Below are 14,503 nucleotides of genomic sequence, written 5' to 3'. Positions count from 1 at the left end.
CCAGAGAGTTGTATCGATACTCTCCTACGGAAGAGTCATTCGCGGAAAACGTTTTGACGCATACGAGAGTCTGATCGATAATGGGTAACTCAGGCGAACGGACATTTTGGGCTACAATTGATCGGCTCAGTAATCAAGGAAATGGCGTGGTCGAGAAAGATGATGGCAGCAATTTCATTGTCGGCCCAGTCCGTGAAGAGGCGGTCGGGAAGACGGTTGAAGTTCGGATGATCGGACCGAATGAGGCTGAACCTGTGGACTCTGATTTGCGGAAGGACGTCTACGCTGAACGAACAAAATCCACGGCCCAAGACCTCTCAGTGGGAGATATCGTTTCTGGGCGGATCCTCAAGCGATCTGCCGAGGGGTTTCCTCTACTTGAGAAGGAGGGTATCCGCATCGAAGTTCCCGGAGCAGAGCTTAACGAGGAGGTCAAAATCAGAGTTGAGGAGATTTCTGGATCTAATTCACAATGGGTCACAGCCACCGGAATCCCTGTTAATCAGGACATCGCTACGGGCGATGGGCACGAGGGCTCAGTCATAGGAGACGTCGAACTGTATGATGAACTGCCCACATCCTCCTCAGGAACGGTCGCTTGTCCCGTTTCCGGCTGTGAATACACAGGTGACCCAGCATCGGTGGCCGGACATGTGAGTGGCAAGCGGGACTCACAACATGATTGGAGTCAGCTTGGATACGCTGGTGCAAATGCGTACAAGCGAAAGATCTCGACTACTGGTCACGAGCTGCAGTCGCAGACATCTCTGCTGCATCTCTCAGACTCTCATTTAGGAGCGTCACTAACAAAGACAGGAGAGTATTCGTCCGACAGCCGGTGTCTAACGGGCTTCCGTCGTGCGATAGACATCTCGATAGAGCGTGAAGTTGACGCCGTACTCAATACGGGAGATCTCTTCCATAATGACCGGCATGGCATCCCTCGCTCGGTGAAAGACGCGGCACAGGATCAACTCACACGGCTAGCTGAGCGGGATATTCCCTTCTATTCGATAGACGGGGACCACGAGCGCGATGGCGGTCGAGAAGTCCTCAGAGAGTTCGAACGACACGGGCTTGTTACGCAGCTTAACGAAACGCCACAGCTAGTCGGTCAGGGACTGGCTCTCTATGGTCGTGATTTCACACCGGCTACGGGATGGGAGTCTACAAGCTGGTTAACCAACCCCCCATCCACCGATCGGTTCGGTATCGCTGCAATCCATCAATCGATCAAGCCGATTAGCAATAGTGATTGGCCAGAGTGTACGGTCGATGATGTCGCCGCAACTGTTGGTTCTCACGTCCATGCGATTGCTGCTGGGCATCTCCACCGCACGGGTATCGATTGGAACGAGGAACTCCCATTCGTACTCGGTGGGACCACGGAGCCCCAGCGAGCCCGCCAAGCTTCGATCAAGCCCGTAGTCGGACTTTTCACTCAAGATGGGAATTCGCTTCGCCATCAGCGGGTCCAACTCACGCTTTAACGCTCAAGCGATTCAAATTGCTCCCAGATCTCCTCGCTGATCTGCTTCCTCATCGATTCTATCTCATCAGGTGACCACTCAACGTCCCATGCGTCATCGAGTGTCGTGAACACGAGTGAAACCCGGACACGACGGGCAGTCTCCTGTTGATTCAGCGCAATCGCATACGCCTTCATCTGATTCTCGTAATACTCCGCGTCAGCTTCCAGTTCCTCGGGAGTGACATCACCTGTCTTGTAGTCGATAATATGGTACGCGTCGGGCGTGATGATCAGGTGGTCGATGAACCCCGATATCTCCCCGCGCTCGAATTCCGCAGTAACATACAGCTCGTCGTACTGGTGCTCGACGTTGACGTCGGTGGTTTGCTCGTTAACGTAGTCTATACCGCGCTGGGCATGGGTACTCACGCGGTTTTGGAGTTCGGGTGAGAGTGAGACCGTGGCCCCCTCGTCAACAAGGGTCTGTTCCATAAGATGTGGCCAGTGCGTTTCAGGCGGCCGCAGTTCGCAGAGCCGATGCACCATCTCGCCGAATACGCTCGCGTCGACGCCGTCCGTTTCGGCACTCGCTTCCTCTACTGAACGGCCGTCTGCTTCACTCTCTCCGGTTGTTGGTTGCTCTTCACCGTGTCGACTCTCTGGACTCGTCTCGCTATCGTCGGTCTCTTCGACGTAGATGGTCCCTGTGTCTTCGTCGAACTGGAGTTCGCCATACTCCCCGAAGAGTGACGCGAGGTCAGTCGCCGAAAACCGAAAGCTGACATCTGGCTTGGGCGGACGCGGTGACAGTTCAACCTCAGGGTCGATATCGGGATCAGGTTGCACCTGTTCGGCTGGCGGTGTCGGGAGCGACACGGTGTACGCGCCGTCACCGTACGTACGCCGGGTATGGGTATCGGAATCGAGGGCAGTGCACACGTCCTCGGTGAGGAGTTCTGGCTGAACCCAGTCGCGCCAACTTGATGCTGACTCAGGGTCCGGCTCCTCGAGACCCGTCATCGTTGGTTCCTCGGTCTCTCCAGCTGCCTCGTGGAGGCCGCTCAGGAGCAGATGGTCTCGTGCTCGTGTGCAGGCCACATAGAGCACGCGTTTTTCTTCGGCGCGTTCTTCGGCGCGACGCCGCTCACGAATCGTGTCACGGGCGATCGTATCCACCATCTCGAACGGGTCGTCCGGGCTTGGTGCCTTCATTCCGACTGCGTGCTGGCCACCAATCTGCTCGAACTCGACTTTCCCGCCGCCCAGGGCCGCGTCGTCCTTGAACTCGCGACCGGTCCCCGGGACGACGACGAACGGGAACTCCATCCCCTTGGCGTCGTGGATCGTGAGAATCTGGACGCCCTCGCCGGTTGTGTCAGCTTCGCTTTCCCGGCCGCCGAGCTCAATGCGGCGTTCGATCCGACTCACAAGTGTCGTAAGACTCCGAACGCCATCGTCGCTCCAGCCGCGAAGCTGTTCGCGGAACTTCTCCACGTTCGCCATCGCCTGTTGTGGGCGCTCGTCGGCGCTGACACTCACCAAGTAGCCTGTATCCTCGAGGATCTGTGTTAGATACGCAGCCCACGACCCGTCGAATCCGGCAGGTTCCTCGTCGCCAAGCCCTGCCAAATGACGCCACTCTTGGAGATGCTCATAGGCATCTTGGAGTTCCTGATGCTCACTCGTCGCGAGTGCGTCCCACATAGAGTCGTCATGGAGTTTCAACTGTGCGAGCGTGTCGTCGGTGAGCCCGAACAGCGGCGAGCGAAGCGCTGCGTAGAGTGCCCGTTCGTCACTTGGATCGGCGAGCGCCCGGAAGAGGTTCAACAGCGCGGTGATTTCTGTCGATTCGTAGAAGCCAATCCCGGACGCGACTGAATAGGGGACGTCCACCTCTTCTAGTGCTCGTTCGTACTTTTTGAGGTGGGTGCGGCTGCGGATGAGGAGAGCAATGTCGCTCGGTTTGATGTCCCGTGGCTCCGGGGGTTTATCACCCTCCGCTGTCTCCTCATGGTCACTCAGTCCGCTTTCGGGAGCGGGTTCACTCTCGCTACTATCGTCGTCCGTTTCATCCTCTTCGGGGTAGACTTGGAGCGGTTCTGCCAGTATCTGGGAGAGGCGAGCGGCGAGCGCCATCGCCTCCAACTCTGTGTCGTGTTCCGGCTCGGCTGTCGCAAAGTCCGCGTAGTGACCGCAATGGTGTTCTCGGAGGTCGGCATCGGTTGGCACCGTGAGGTACTCCACAGTACCGAGATCTGCTGGATCGTCGCGATCGGCTGTTAGGGATTGGGGAGCCGCCTCGTAGGGCTCACCGTCTTCGTCGAAGATGGCTTCGAAGAGTTCGTTGATCGACTCCAGCACCGTCGGCAGCGTTCGGAAGTTCGTCGAAAGTTGGTCGTCATCCTCGCTTTCTATATCCGTGGTCTGAGCGTCTTGGGATACCTGCTCGAGAGTCGTGGCCGTTTCACGGAACTGCGTGACGTCGGCGTTCCGGAAGCGATAGATGCTCTGTTTGACGTCGCCCACGACGAACACGTTCTGAGCATCGAACGTTTCCCCGTCGCTGGCCGTCAGGAGCTTGATGAGGTCCCACTGGCGTGGGTCAGTATCCTGGAACTCGTCGACCATCACGTACTCGAACTGTTCCCGTAACTCTTCGCGAATGTCGGCGTTCTCAGGTGCTTGGAGGAAGTCGACGGTATAGGAAATCTGATCAGTGAAGTCGACAGCGTTCTGCCGGTCTTTCCGGTCCTCGTACTCGGCAGCCGCGATCTGGGTCAGCTCTGCGAGCGCTCGGACGAGGGGGAAGCTGTTCGATTCGATTTCCAGATCCACGTTGACGGCGTACTCCTCGGGCTGGAGCGTCTCAACGAGTGTTTCGAACGCGCTGTCGAACTCCGCCTTTCGGGGATGGTCTCCCCACCGGGTGTTGGCTCCCGTATAGCCCGCGTAGCGTTCCCCACTACCCTTGGTGAGGTGCATACTGAGTTCCGCAATCGTCGACTGCTTGGCTCGGGATGGGACCCCATCGTCGAATCCTGCGTCAAGTCGAGTTACGACTCCTTCCGCGCGCTGCCAGGTCTGCCCCCCGGTCTCGATATCTGGGGGGGTCTCAACAAACTCTCGCAGGGTAGCCGCAGCCGCGACGAAGTCGGGGTGGGCAAGCCGCTCGGCGGCTTCATCCGGATCGATTGGATGCAAGGCTGACTCGACGAACGAGATGTATTCCTCCTCCGTGGCCTCCGCCCACCGATCAGCCCACTCAAGACTCTCCGGTCGCTCGCCCAGCAGATCGGTCAGGACGTCTTGGAGTTGGCTCCGTGAGAACCGCCGGGCCAGCGTTTGCGTTGCCTCATGATTCTCGTATTCTTCGAGGACGCTACTAACCGTATCGTGAATCAGTGCGGTCGTCTCGTTTTCGTCTAGCGTATCGAAGCCAGGATCCACGGCGTCGATCGTCAGCGCGTGTTCGCGCAGGAGCCGAGCACAGAACCCGTGGAGCGTGTGGATGTACCCTTGCTCGAGTTCATCCGCAACCGTACGCCAGGCCTCGAACTCCCCGACATCGAGTGACTCAATGCGGTCCGTGATTTCCGTTCGGACGCTCTCCTCGAGATCGTTTGCTGCCCGTTCGGTGAACGTCGTCGTAAGGATGTGCTCAGGTAGCAGCTGGACCTCACCAGTCCCGCCGTCGGTTTGTTCCGCGAGCGACTGTTCGATCATCTTCAGATATCGAGCAGTCAGCGTCGTGGTCTTGCCCGTTCCTGCCCCGGCTGTGAGGGTCACGTTCCGGTTGAGGGCATTGACAGCCCGTTGCTGCTCGTCGGTCAAGTCTTCGTAGGAGACCATTGTTACTCCACCTCCACGATATCTTCGAGGTCGTGGTCCCTGGCTTTCAGCGGGACGTACGCTGACTCACCCGTGTCGTCGATTGCTTCGATAACCTCCTTCCGCTGGTGCGAGCGGACGTCACAGACGTGTGCGTAGTCACAGTAGCGACATCCGGCGTCCGATGGATCGAGGACTGTCGGGTGGAATTGACCCTCTGCGATGCCCGAGGCGAGATCCCCGAGGCGTTGTGGGGTTGTCTCATCGATGAATCGTCGGAACGCCTCGTGTGTCTCGAAGTACGGGTAGGAGTGACGGAGCAGCGGTGTGTCGACGTCGTCGCTTCCATGGTAGACCGCCATCTCCTGTGAGGTGAGGAGCCCGCTACGAGAATTGACTGAACTCGGGGGCGAGACCTGGTAGTATGCGCCACCAACCACTTCGGCATCGTTGAGTGCTTCTTCGGCCATCAACGCGTACAGTTGCAGTTGGAACTTCAGCCCGGTCAGCGCATCATTTTCGCTGGGAATTGAGCTTCCAGTTTTGTAATCTTGGACGACCACCTGTGTTGGGTCTGTTCCTGGGACCGTCTCGACGCGATCGATGAGTCCATGAATGGGGACCAAACCGTGTGGCGTCTCGATTTCTGCAGGATCGTCGCTGAGTGGGGTGCCTGCATCGTAGGGATTACCGATCCGGCCTTCGAACCATGTCGGTCGGGCGGTCGTTTTTGCGGGCTCCTCCGCCTCGTGGTTGAGGAATCGATAGAACAGCCCCCGTGAAATAGGACGACCGTCCTGCGTCTCATGTGGTCCATAGTATGGATTGGTGTCTGGAGTTCCGAGTCCAGCGAGCACGGACGTCAGCCATTCTTCCTGGAACGCTGTTTGGGCGCCATCATCGAATGCATTGTCAAGCCGCTCAAGGGCGGTGTCGAGGATCTGTTGTTGCCGTGTTTCGAAGTCGCCACCTGGGTGAACTGGATCGCTGCCCCCTGACTGTAAGGACAGGTAATAGTGTTCGAGTACGTCGTGGATGTACGAGCCGCGGTCGCTCGCGTCGGGTTCCCGCGTTAAACGATCCGGTGCTTCGATGCCGAGAACACGGCGCATGAAGTACTTGAACCCACACGCAGCATATGTCTCTAATCGACTCGGACTGTACGGCTCGCGGTCGAGCGTATCGTGAATCTGGGAGACGGTCTCTTCTGTGAGCTGGCCATCGTAGGGTGTCAATTCGGGACCGGCTCGTGCCGCGGCGCAGGCAATACCCGCCTGAATGCGAGTCTGTTGGGTACTGCTAACCGATCCGGCTTCAACTGCTTCCGTGAGTAGGCCGTGGACACGTGCGTCGGATGTCTCGGGAAGGACGTCGCCGACTGCCCGCTGCACGTCTTCTTGGCATCCTGGCTCGTTGTCAGCTGGCTCAATCGTCACCTCCGAGAGATCGACAAGCCGTCGAAGTTCAGTCAGGATGTCTGCTTCGACGTGCGGTTCACCACTAGCACTCTGCTGGGGGATGGAGAGATGAATTGATGCTGTACTCCCGAGGAGGACGCTCAAGTGATACCGTGCCTCTGCAGAGACATCGGTCTGCTCGAAGTCGCCGTGTGCCTCGTAGATGGGTCGTGTGAAAGCGGTTTGCTCTGTATCTGAAGGGAAATGGGTTGACGTTAAGCCGAGAACGTACACGTGTTCGAAGTCTCGGAGGGGAGCCTCGGCGAGATTACAGACAACGACGCTTTCCTCGGGTGGTCGGATCGACTGCTGGACCGAGACGCCGTGAAGAGCGCGTTCAAGACGGTCAACGCTGTCACCGATTTCGGGATCTGCCAACGGTGTTGTGAGGGAGAGTGTCTCGAGGATCCGGTCGAGACGGTCGCGAGCGCGCAGTTCACGTTTTCGAAGCCCAGACGAGAGTTCTTGTTCACTTTCCAGTGCGGTCGAAACGCCGAGACGCTCAAGAAGGGCGTCAAGTTGGTTAGGGAGTTTATCGAGCGACTCCTCTGACAGAGCGGCTACATCCTGAGTCAGAGAAGTGACCGTTGCTGCGATACCGTCGTCAACGTATTCAAGGATGGACTCAAGCCGATTTGTCTCTGCTCTAGCCGTAACCCGAGCGAGTTCGTGGTAATCGAGCTTCTCTTCCGTATGAGTAATGGTGACCAACGGATTCGTGAGAAGGTCAAGAAGTGTATCGATAGTACGGGGTTCCTGTGCGAGTTGGCAGATCGTTTGGACCACATCGCCCAGTGCTGTCTCGGAGAGGGGGATCTCAGTTTGTAAACTGGACGGCAATTCGTACGTTTCGAAGACCTCCCGCACTTGATCGGCATACTGAACTGGGCTCGTGAGGACGATGCCGATATCGTCGACCTGCGTTCCTGTCGAGATCCGACTCCGGATCTCTCGAGCGGTGGTTCGGATCTCATCGGGGACCGTTTCTGGCTCGGATAGTGTCAGACCCAACCCAGCCGCAGTGACGTTACTCGTAGACGGTGACTGCTGGGGATGGCGATAGAGGCTTCGAGTGATACGTTGTCGCGTTTCGATAGGGGTTGAGTCAGAGTCGCTGAGATGCTCTCGAACGAAGTCCAGATCGAAATACGCCTCTAACGCTTGCTTGGCGCCTGCATCAACACCCAGTGCCGAGTTCTCATCTATCTGCTTGGGGTGGAGAGCAATTGTCGGCCAAGTGTCAACGATTCGTTCGAGAAAATTCCTTTCTAGTCGATCATATCGGGTGAAGCCGCTGAGAATGACCGCATCCACAGAAGGAAAAGTATCTGAGAGAGCTGTCTCTGCCGTCGTTGCGTAATACATCCGCTCAGTGCGATAGACCTCTGGTAATTCATCGGCCAAGATTTCTTGTCTGGCTGATTCGATCGATTCGGCCAGTTCAGCGACATACTTCGCGCGGTCGCCAACCCCCTCTTGCTCGAGGCGGCTTTGCATTGCCTCCGGTGAAAGCAATCCTGCTTGTTCGAGTTCGGTGTAAAGTGTCTCAGCTTCCCGCCTAAGCCCTGCTCGCGGGAATCGTTCGTTAGTGTGAAGCGGATTTGTTGGCGAGGTGACTCCTTCGAGCCCGAGTTCAACCAGTCGGTCCAGGAGTGGTTGATCAATATGGGTTACTTGGCCTTTGTACTGGTCTTCTTTGTACCACTGGGAAGCGAGGTTCTCGAAGGTGTCAATACGGAGTCCCGCTGATGGCCCGTGGTTTTTCCAACGGTCTCTGGTAACGTCTTTGGGATGATTCGGCTGCACAATATAGAGAATGCTCTCCGGCTGGGTTCCTACTTGTTCCTCGAGAATATTGAACGCGTGAGATTCCAATTGGGAAAACTCAGGGCCGGTAAGTAGTAGACGACGAGACATACTCCGTTGTTGCCTGATTGGAATATTAATGTTCGGGGGCGCAACAGGTGATTAGGGGATTTATGTGTACCAGCACTAGCAGGCCACATTGAACCACTATTGACATCCGGCTCTGTTGAAATCCTCATAGAGCTTCAGATACGCCCGATAGTTTGACCAGATGCAAGCGCTCCCAAAGTCACGGTTATCCGGTTTGTTGAGCAAGCGTTTCACTTGCTCACTTACCTGGCGACTATTCCAGCGAGAAGGTATCAATACAATAAGGATTCAACAGGGCCAGTAGTATTGCTACATTTCAGCGAGGGTCCTAGCCCAGGGCCAAGTATTGTACATTCAAGTTCTTTCGTTGACTTCTGGATAAGCAATGACGGATGACCCGGCGGTTCTTGACTTGATGGACTCAGAACCAGCTTATTCCTTCGAGTCCGGTGGGCTGTTTCAGGGTGATAGTCGAGAGTCCCTGAAACAGCTCCCCGATGGCTGTATCGACCTGGTCGTTACTTCGCCTCCCTTTGCCCTCCAGCACAAGAAGGAGTATGGAAACGAGGATCAGGAAGGGTACAACGACTGGTTCATGGAGTTTGCTGAGGAGGTGCATCGCGTTCTTACTCCCCATGGCAGCTTCGTCATCGAGATCGGCGGTGCGTTCGAAAAGGGTTGGCCCAAGCGCTCGATCTATCAGTTCCAACTCCTCACCCGTCTCGTTGAGGAGGGGGACTTCGACCTTGCACAGGATTTCTACTGGTACAACCCTGCTAAACTTCCCAACCCGATTGAGTGGGTGAATGTTCGAAAGATTCGCGTCACCGACGCTGTTACCCACATTTGGTGGCTCTCGAAGGACGTCAACAAGGACTCGGCGGTCAAGGATGGTGAACACCCTCAGCCGGAGGCGAGCAACCAGCGGGTGTTACAGGAGTACAGTGAAAGCCACAAGAACCTGTTAGAGACTGGGGAGTACAATGACGGCAAGCGAGGCTCGGGATGGGATATCGACCCGGAATCCTTTGCCAACAAGAATGAAGGCTCGATTCCTGACAACTTGATCGAGGGGCATTCAGCCCGGGGCGTTCTTGAGCGCTGGGACGAGATCTCCGCCCTTGAATTCATCGAGCTGATCTCGGATGAAGACCCAGAAGATCTGTCGGCAGGGGACCTGCTTCGGACTTTGGGGATGGGTGGTCAAGAACCCGATAATTTGGTGGAGGCCTCAAACACTGCGAGCAACACACATTACCTTCGGATGTGTCGTGAGTTCGGCTTTGACCATCATCCAGCTCGGTTTCCTCGTGATATCCCTGAATTCTTCATCAGCTTCCTCACACCCGATCCGCCGTATGACGATTGGGACCGCGGTGCGTTGGACCGGCCGGTCGTCCTGGACATCTTCGCCGGGAGTAACTTGACGGGGAGGGTCGCACAATCGAAGGGGCGCTATTGGCTCGGCTTTGAGCAAGAGGAACAGTACGTGCAGACCTCGCAGTTCAGGTTTATGGACGAGGACGAGATTCGAGACTCGTTGAACGACGAAACGAGTGACTTTGGCGAGTTCGCTGAAGTTGGGGACGATTAGGGAAGGCTACGGCTCAGGTTCGGATTCCCCGCTTTCGGTGAAATCATCCAGCCCGTGCTGAGTGTTGTTGAATTTCCGCTCGACTTGCATCGGTGAGAGGAATCGTACCTCGGAGGCCTCGAGATACTCCTCGTCTTTCTCGAATGCCATCCAATACCGACCCAGCTCTTCGGCAATCTTGCCCGTGATGTTCGAGCCGCCGAAGATATCCAATACCACTGGTCGGTCGAGATATCCACGGTTCCAGTCATCGTAGGGTGGGTTCGGCGTGAGGAACTTCACGAAGAACTCCGGAATCTCATCAGGGAAGCGTGCTGGATGCTTATCGAGCCCTGCTCTACTGCACATCTTGTCGTAGTGGGTCTGGCTACCCGTGTTCGTCGCGGAAATAAGGTTATCAGGGATCGCGCCCCCCGAATCGGTAAAGAAGCCCTCTTCGCTAATGTTGTGGCCGGACGGACGCTCTCCAGCATTGTACTCTCCCTTCTCCATGAGGTCCTGCTGGCTTTGACTGTATTCCGTTAGTACCCGGCGATTGTCCGCTTCTGGGACCGGTTGCTCGTCCGGCTCCGTCGCACTATCGGCGGCGATGTTCGGAGCGAGCCACCAGATGTGCGTCACCGCATCACTCACCCGGATTCGCCGTCGATTGACCCATTCTGCGGGGGAGGGGAGTTTTGCCGGGTTGTGCCAGTAGAAATCCTGTGCGAGTTTGAAGCCGACGTCGTCGCTCGTGAGTTTGGTGAGGAGCTCGAATTGGTAAGTCGACCGCGATGGCTCCCCCGAGTTGAAGGCGCCGCCGATTTCGATGACGAAACTCCCGTGCTCGCAAAGGACGCGCTTGACTTCCTCGGCAAATTCGAGGAACCACGCTTGGTATTCCTTGTCCTCATCGTCCCAATCGTCGCCGTACTCTTTCTGGTGTGCGAGCTCGAAAGGCGGGGACGTAACGACAAGGTCAATCGAGTTTGACGGCAAATCATCGAGAAAGTCGCGGCTGTCCCCGAGATATGCCGCTCCGTTGTCCGTCGAATATGCCGCGGAGTGGGAGAGGAGATCCGTTATCGGCGACGACGATGTCATATTGAGGAGTTTCTCTCGACTGTAGTAAGTGGAGCGACTCTCGGCATTTCTTGTTTGTGAGCGAACTGTTTCTGTCCACTACCGTAGTTTGTTATCCGGTAAAATCGGTCAAATCCCGCTCTTCGGATTCTGATTCCTGAAACCGTTCGAAGTCATCCTCAAACCCTTGAATCATGGCTTGAGATCCTTCACTGTCCTCCCCGATTCCGAACGAACGACCACGGAACGGTCCGTCGTCGGGGATCTCTTTCGTTCGGCGAATTGAATGAAGTTGGCTTTCCAACGCCTCGCTAAGCGCTGCTGGGTTCTCATCGTATACCGGATCTGGCTGTTCGCTGAGCGTCAATATCGTGTAGGGCTCGTTTTGCATGATCCGGGCGGCCATCTGCGTTGCGTCCTCGCGGAACCCGGAGCGGGCAACATAGAGGATCGTGGTGGCGTTCGTGAGTCGTGCGGTTGTCGTGACGCTTGCAATCTGTGTGGGCGTGACCTTCGACCGTGTGGCTGAGCAGTGAATCAACCACCGCGTCAACGTCAGGTTTGCATCGTCCATGATGACGTCCGTGGTGGCTTCGCTCGTACCGCTATCGTCGGTTCGGCGCCCGACATACTCTAGTCCCAACTGCCGCCCGAGCCGGACAGCAAGCGCGATGAGTCCGGTTTGCCGTTCAGATGAGCTTCCCCCATCGAGTGCGTTTTCGAGCTCGGTGAAGTTGAGCCGAAGCGCCTCTCGAGGAATTCCTGTTCGTTCGGCGTACTGCTCTAGTATCGGTTCAAGAACCTCAGCATCGAACGCTTCCGTCGGCTCGATGAGGTTCGGTGAGCCACGTTGGGACGTAATCTCGAGATATCCGGCCGCTGCGAGCGGGTTAAGGATGTTCTCCGTGATCTTCCCTTGCGGGATATTTCGATCGTGGTGATTCGTTGCTAGCGTTCTTACATCCGTATTCTCGATCGCTTCGTCGGGATCGATTATCGCGAAGGCACGGAGAAACGCCCGCTGTTCGTCGGTGAGCCCTTCGAGTGCGTCGAGCTCCTCCGTGGTGAGTCCCAGTATTTCGTTGAGCCTGCTCGTGTTGATCTCGTAGTACGGGCTTCCAGTGTTGAGAATCTCCGCTTCAGCGAGCCAGCCACGCATCTGGCTCCAGTGGTTCGAAGTTTCTCCAACCTTGATATCGTAATAGCGACCGAGAGCGTCCTTGATCTCGTCTGCCGTCGTATCCTGCCCGGCCGATTGAAGATCTCGAATTATGTCGATCACTTGCCGCCCGTGAAGATTGAGGAGAATATGCCGGGCGAACTCACGATACAGCTGACCTTCGTCGTCCCTCAGCTCGTACAGTTGCTCACCGAGGTCGGTGAAACGGAAATCGTCCGTAACGAGCTGATATCCTTGATTCTTGAGCCCCAGTACGACCAAGCGTGCACGTTCCTCAGGATTTCGAGACCCCTCGAAGAATCGCTCAGCAACGGCTGACTTGAACTCCGTTTCCTCTCCTTCATGTTCCCCAACCAGCTCGAGGGCTGCTGCAAGCTTCGTGTATTTTCCGGTTTCAGTATCGAGCTGCGCCGGGCTGAACGCATCTCCGAAGGGGAGGTCGGATTCATTCCCAGCCATCGGTGATTGCGTACTGTTCAGGAACCAACGTATTAGATGTATCGTTGATATACTTCACGCTGAGAAAAAGTAGCAGCCAACGCCCCTCGCTCAGCTCAAGCTGCGGACATTTTTTATACTGTGAGCTGATTAGGTAGGACAGCTCAATGAAGTTAGATAATGATGCTGTGTCCCACCCTGAAGACTTGATGACGGCAACGGAGCCAAGACGTGTAACGGATCTTGTAGAGCGGCAGCCACAGTACGTAACGACGGCCGGAAACGAGACCGTAGAGGTCCGACCATCCATCGAAGCCATCGGTCAGGAGCCCATCCAGGGAGCTGCGTATGCTGGGGATAGTCGACAGCTCCTTGATGAAATCATACCTGCGTCAATTGATCTTGTCGTCACGTCGCCGCCCTTTGCACTTCAGCGAAAGAAGGCCTACGGGAACAAATCCCCCGAAGAGTACGTCGAGTGGTTCCTTGAGTTCGCTGAGAAGGTGTATGAGGCCCTTGCTGAAGACGGCTCGCTCGTCATCGACATCGGCGGCGGGTGGCAGAAGGGCAAGCCGCTTCGGTCACATTACCACTTCAAGCTCCTCTCGGCGCTCACCGACGACAGCGGGTTACTCGCCGATCGATTCGGTGAGACGTTCAATCTCGCCCAGGACTTCTACTGGTACAATCCGGCCAAACTCCCCACTCCAGCTCAATGGGTAACCATCGAACGAATTCGGGTTAAAGACGCGGTGAACCATGTCTGGTGGCTCTCGAAGAACGACGCTCGTGAGAAGCCGGACAACCGTCGGGTGCTAAAAGAGTACAGCGACGCACAGAAGCGGCTAATTGAGAAGGGACACGACGCCCAGTCACGACCGAGTGAACACGAGCTTAGTGATACTTTCGACGAACCGGCTGAGGATGGGGCGATTCGGCCAAACTTCCGAAACGCAATCGATGATTCATCGACGACACAGAGTTCCGCGGAGTTACTCGAAAACCTCGATGTCCCGGAGGCCCTGCTGGAGGTGGTCCTTGAGGAGGGCTTGACAGAGGAGTTGGTTCAGACACTTGGCGCCGCTCATACTGAGGACAACGTACTCGAGATCGCCAATACCCGCTCAACGACGCCATATCTCGAAGCCTGCAAAGAGACAGAGACGGAAATTCATCCAGCACGGTTCCCTCGCGAGCTTCCGAAGTTCTTCATTCAGTTTCTGACTGAACCGGGCGATACAGTATTGGATATCTTTGCGGGGAGTAACACGACCGGACAGATGGCCCAACAGACCGGGCGCAAATGGCTCGCTTTCGAGTTTGAGGAGGCATATCTTGAGGGATCTCGATATCGCTTCCAAGAGCCCGAAGAGATTCGCTCAGGGTCGACGTCGGTGCCGGAAGCTCAGAGCCCATAGCGTCGTAATTCGTGTGTCGGCCCCCTTGATGCTCTCGCTGTGCGACATACTATTCTGGGCAGCAAATAGGGCTGTGCTCCCTCAGCGTTCTTGACTGAACGCAGAGACTGCTACTTTGACGACGAATCGACGATGTGAAGCCACTACTGCGTTCCTTTG

At 56.3% G+C, this 14,503-nt stretch carries 7 protein-coding genes; 3 read left to right on the top strand and 4 right to left on the bottom strand.

The annotated features are described in order from the left end of the window. The first annotated feature begins 80 nt into the window (after window positions 1-80). Window positions 81-1,490 (top strand): metallophosphoesterase family protein, encoded by a 1,410-nt coding sequence (locus BMW35_RS14795; RefSeq protein WP_089670459.1) that lies wholly within the window; start codon window positions 81-83, stop codon window positions 1,488-1,490. Here BMW35_RS14795 and BMW35_RS14790 read toward each other — a convergent pair. Next, complete coding sequence (locus BMW35_RS14790; RefSeq protein WP_089670458.1) at window positions 1,487-5,320, bottom strand: UvrD-helicase domain-containing protein; 3,834 nt, start codon at window positions 5,318-5,320, stop codon at window positions 1,487-1,489. The genes BMW35_RS14795 and BMW35_RS14790 overlap by 4 nt on opposite strands. Before the next feature lie 2 nt (window positions 5,321-5,322). Next, window positions 5,323-8,673 carry a PD-(D/E)XK nuclease family protein gene (locus tag BMW35_RS14785; RefSeq protein WP_089670457.1) on the bottom strand — a complete coding sequence of 1,117 codons (3,351 nt, stop codon included), beginning with the start codon at window positions 8,671-8,673 and terminating at the stop codon, window positions 5,323-5,325. Window positions 8,674-9,037: 364 nt separating this feature from the next. Here BMW35_RS14785 and BMW35_RS14780 point away from each other — a divergent pair, with 364 nt between their 5' ends. Further along, the gene (locus BMW35_RS14780) at window positions 9,038-10,246 is read left to right on the top strand and encodes a DNA-methyltransferase (RefSeq protein WP_089670456.1); all 1,209 of its coding nucleotides are present in this window, start codon (window positions 9,038-9,040) and stop codon (window positions 10,244-10,246) included. A 6-nt stretch (window positions 10,247-10,252) separates the two neighbouring features. Here the strand turns inward: BMW35_RS14780 and BMW35_RS14775 are convergent, their stop codons facing one another. Beyond that, the gene (locus BMW35_RS14775; protein WP_089670455.1) at window positions 10,253-11,329 is read right to left on the bottom strand and encodes a DNA-methyltransferase; all 1,077 of its coding nucleotides are present in this window, start codon (window positions 11,327-11,329) and stop codon (window positions 10,253-10,255) included. Window positions 11,330-11,420: 91 nt separating this feature from the next. Beyond that, window positions 11,421-12,947, bottom strand: a complete 1,527-nt coding sequence (locus BMW35_RS14770; protein WP_089670454.1) for a restriction endonuclease — start codon at window positions 12,945-12,947, stop codon at window positions 11,421-11,423. A gap of 188 nt (window positions 12,948-13,135) precedes the next feature. Here BMW35_RS14770 and BMW35_RS14765 point away from each other — a divergent pair, with 188 nt between their 5' ends. Continuing rightward, the gene (locus BMW35_RS14765) at window positions 13,136-14,344 is read left to right on the top strand and encodes a DNA-methyltransferase (protein ID WP_089670515.1); all 1,209 of its coding nucleotides are present in this window, start codon (window positions 13,136-13,138) and stop codon (window positions 14,342-14,344) included. Window positions 14,345-14,503 lie beyond the last annotated feature (159 nt).

It is taken from the genome of Halobacterium jilantaiense (assembly GCF_900110535.1).
Taxonomy (GTDB): domain Archaea; phylum Halobacteriota; class Halobacteria; order Halobacteriales; family Halobacteriaceae; genus Halobacterium; species Halobacterium jilantaiense.
The sequence above is the reverse complement of the archived record's forward strand: the minus strand, read 5'-3'. Positions and strand labels throughout refer to the sequence as shown.

Coding starts and splice junctions, on each gene's coding strand:
- BMW35_RS14795 (WP_089670459.1), top strand. CDS start 81: ATGGGTAACTCAGGCGAACGGACATTTTGGGCTACAATTGATCGGCTC.
- BMW35_RS14790 (WP_089670458.1), bottom strand. CDS start 5,320: ATGGTCTCCTACGAAGACTTGACCGACGAGCAGCAACGGGCTGTCAAT.
- BMW35_RS14785 (WP_089670457.1), bottom strand. CDS start 8,673: ATGTCTCGTCGTCTACTACTTACCGGCCCTGAGTTTTCCCAATTGGAA.
- BMW35_RS14780 (WP_089670456.1), top strand. CDS start 9,038: ATGACGGATGACCCGGCGGTTCTTGACTTGATGGACTCAGAACCAGCT.
- BMW35_RS14775 (WP_089670455.1), bottom strand. CDS start 11,329: ATGACATCGTCGTCGCCGATAACGGATCTCCTCTCCCACTCCGCGGCA.
- BMW35_RS14770 (WP_089670454.1), bottom strand. CDS start 12,947: ATGGCTGGGAATGAATCCGACCTCCCCTTCGGAGATGCGTTCAGCCCG.
- BMW35_RS14765 (WP_089670515.1), top strand. CDS start 13,136: ATGACGGCAACGGAGCCAAGACGTGTAACGGATCTTGTAGAGCGGCAG.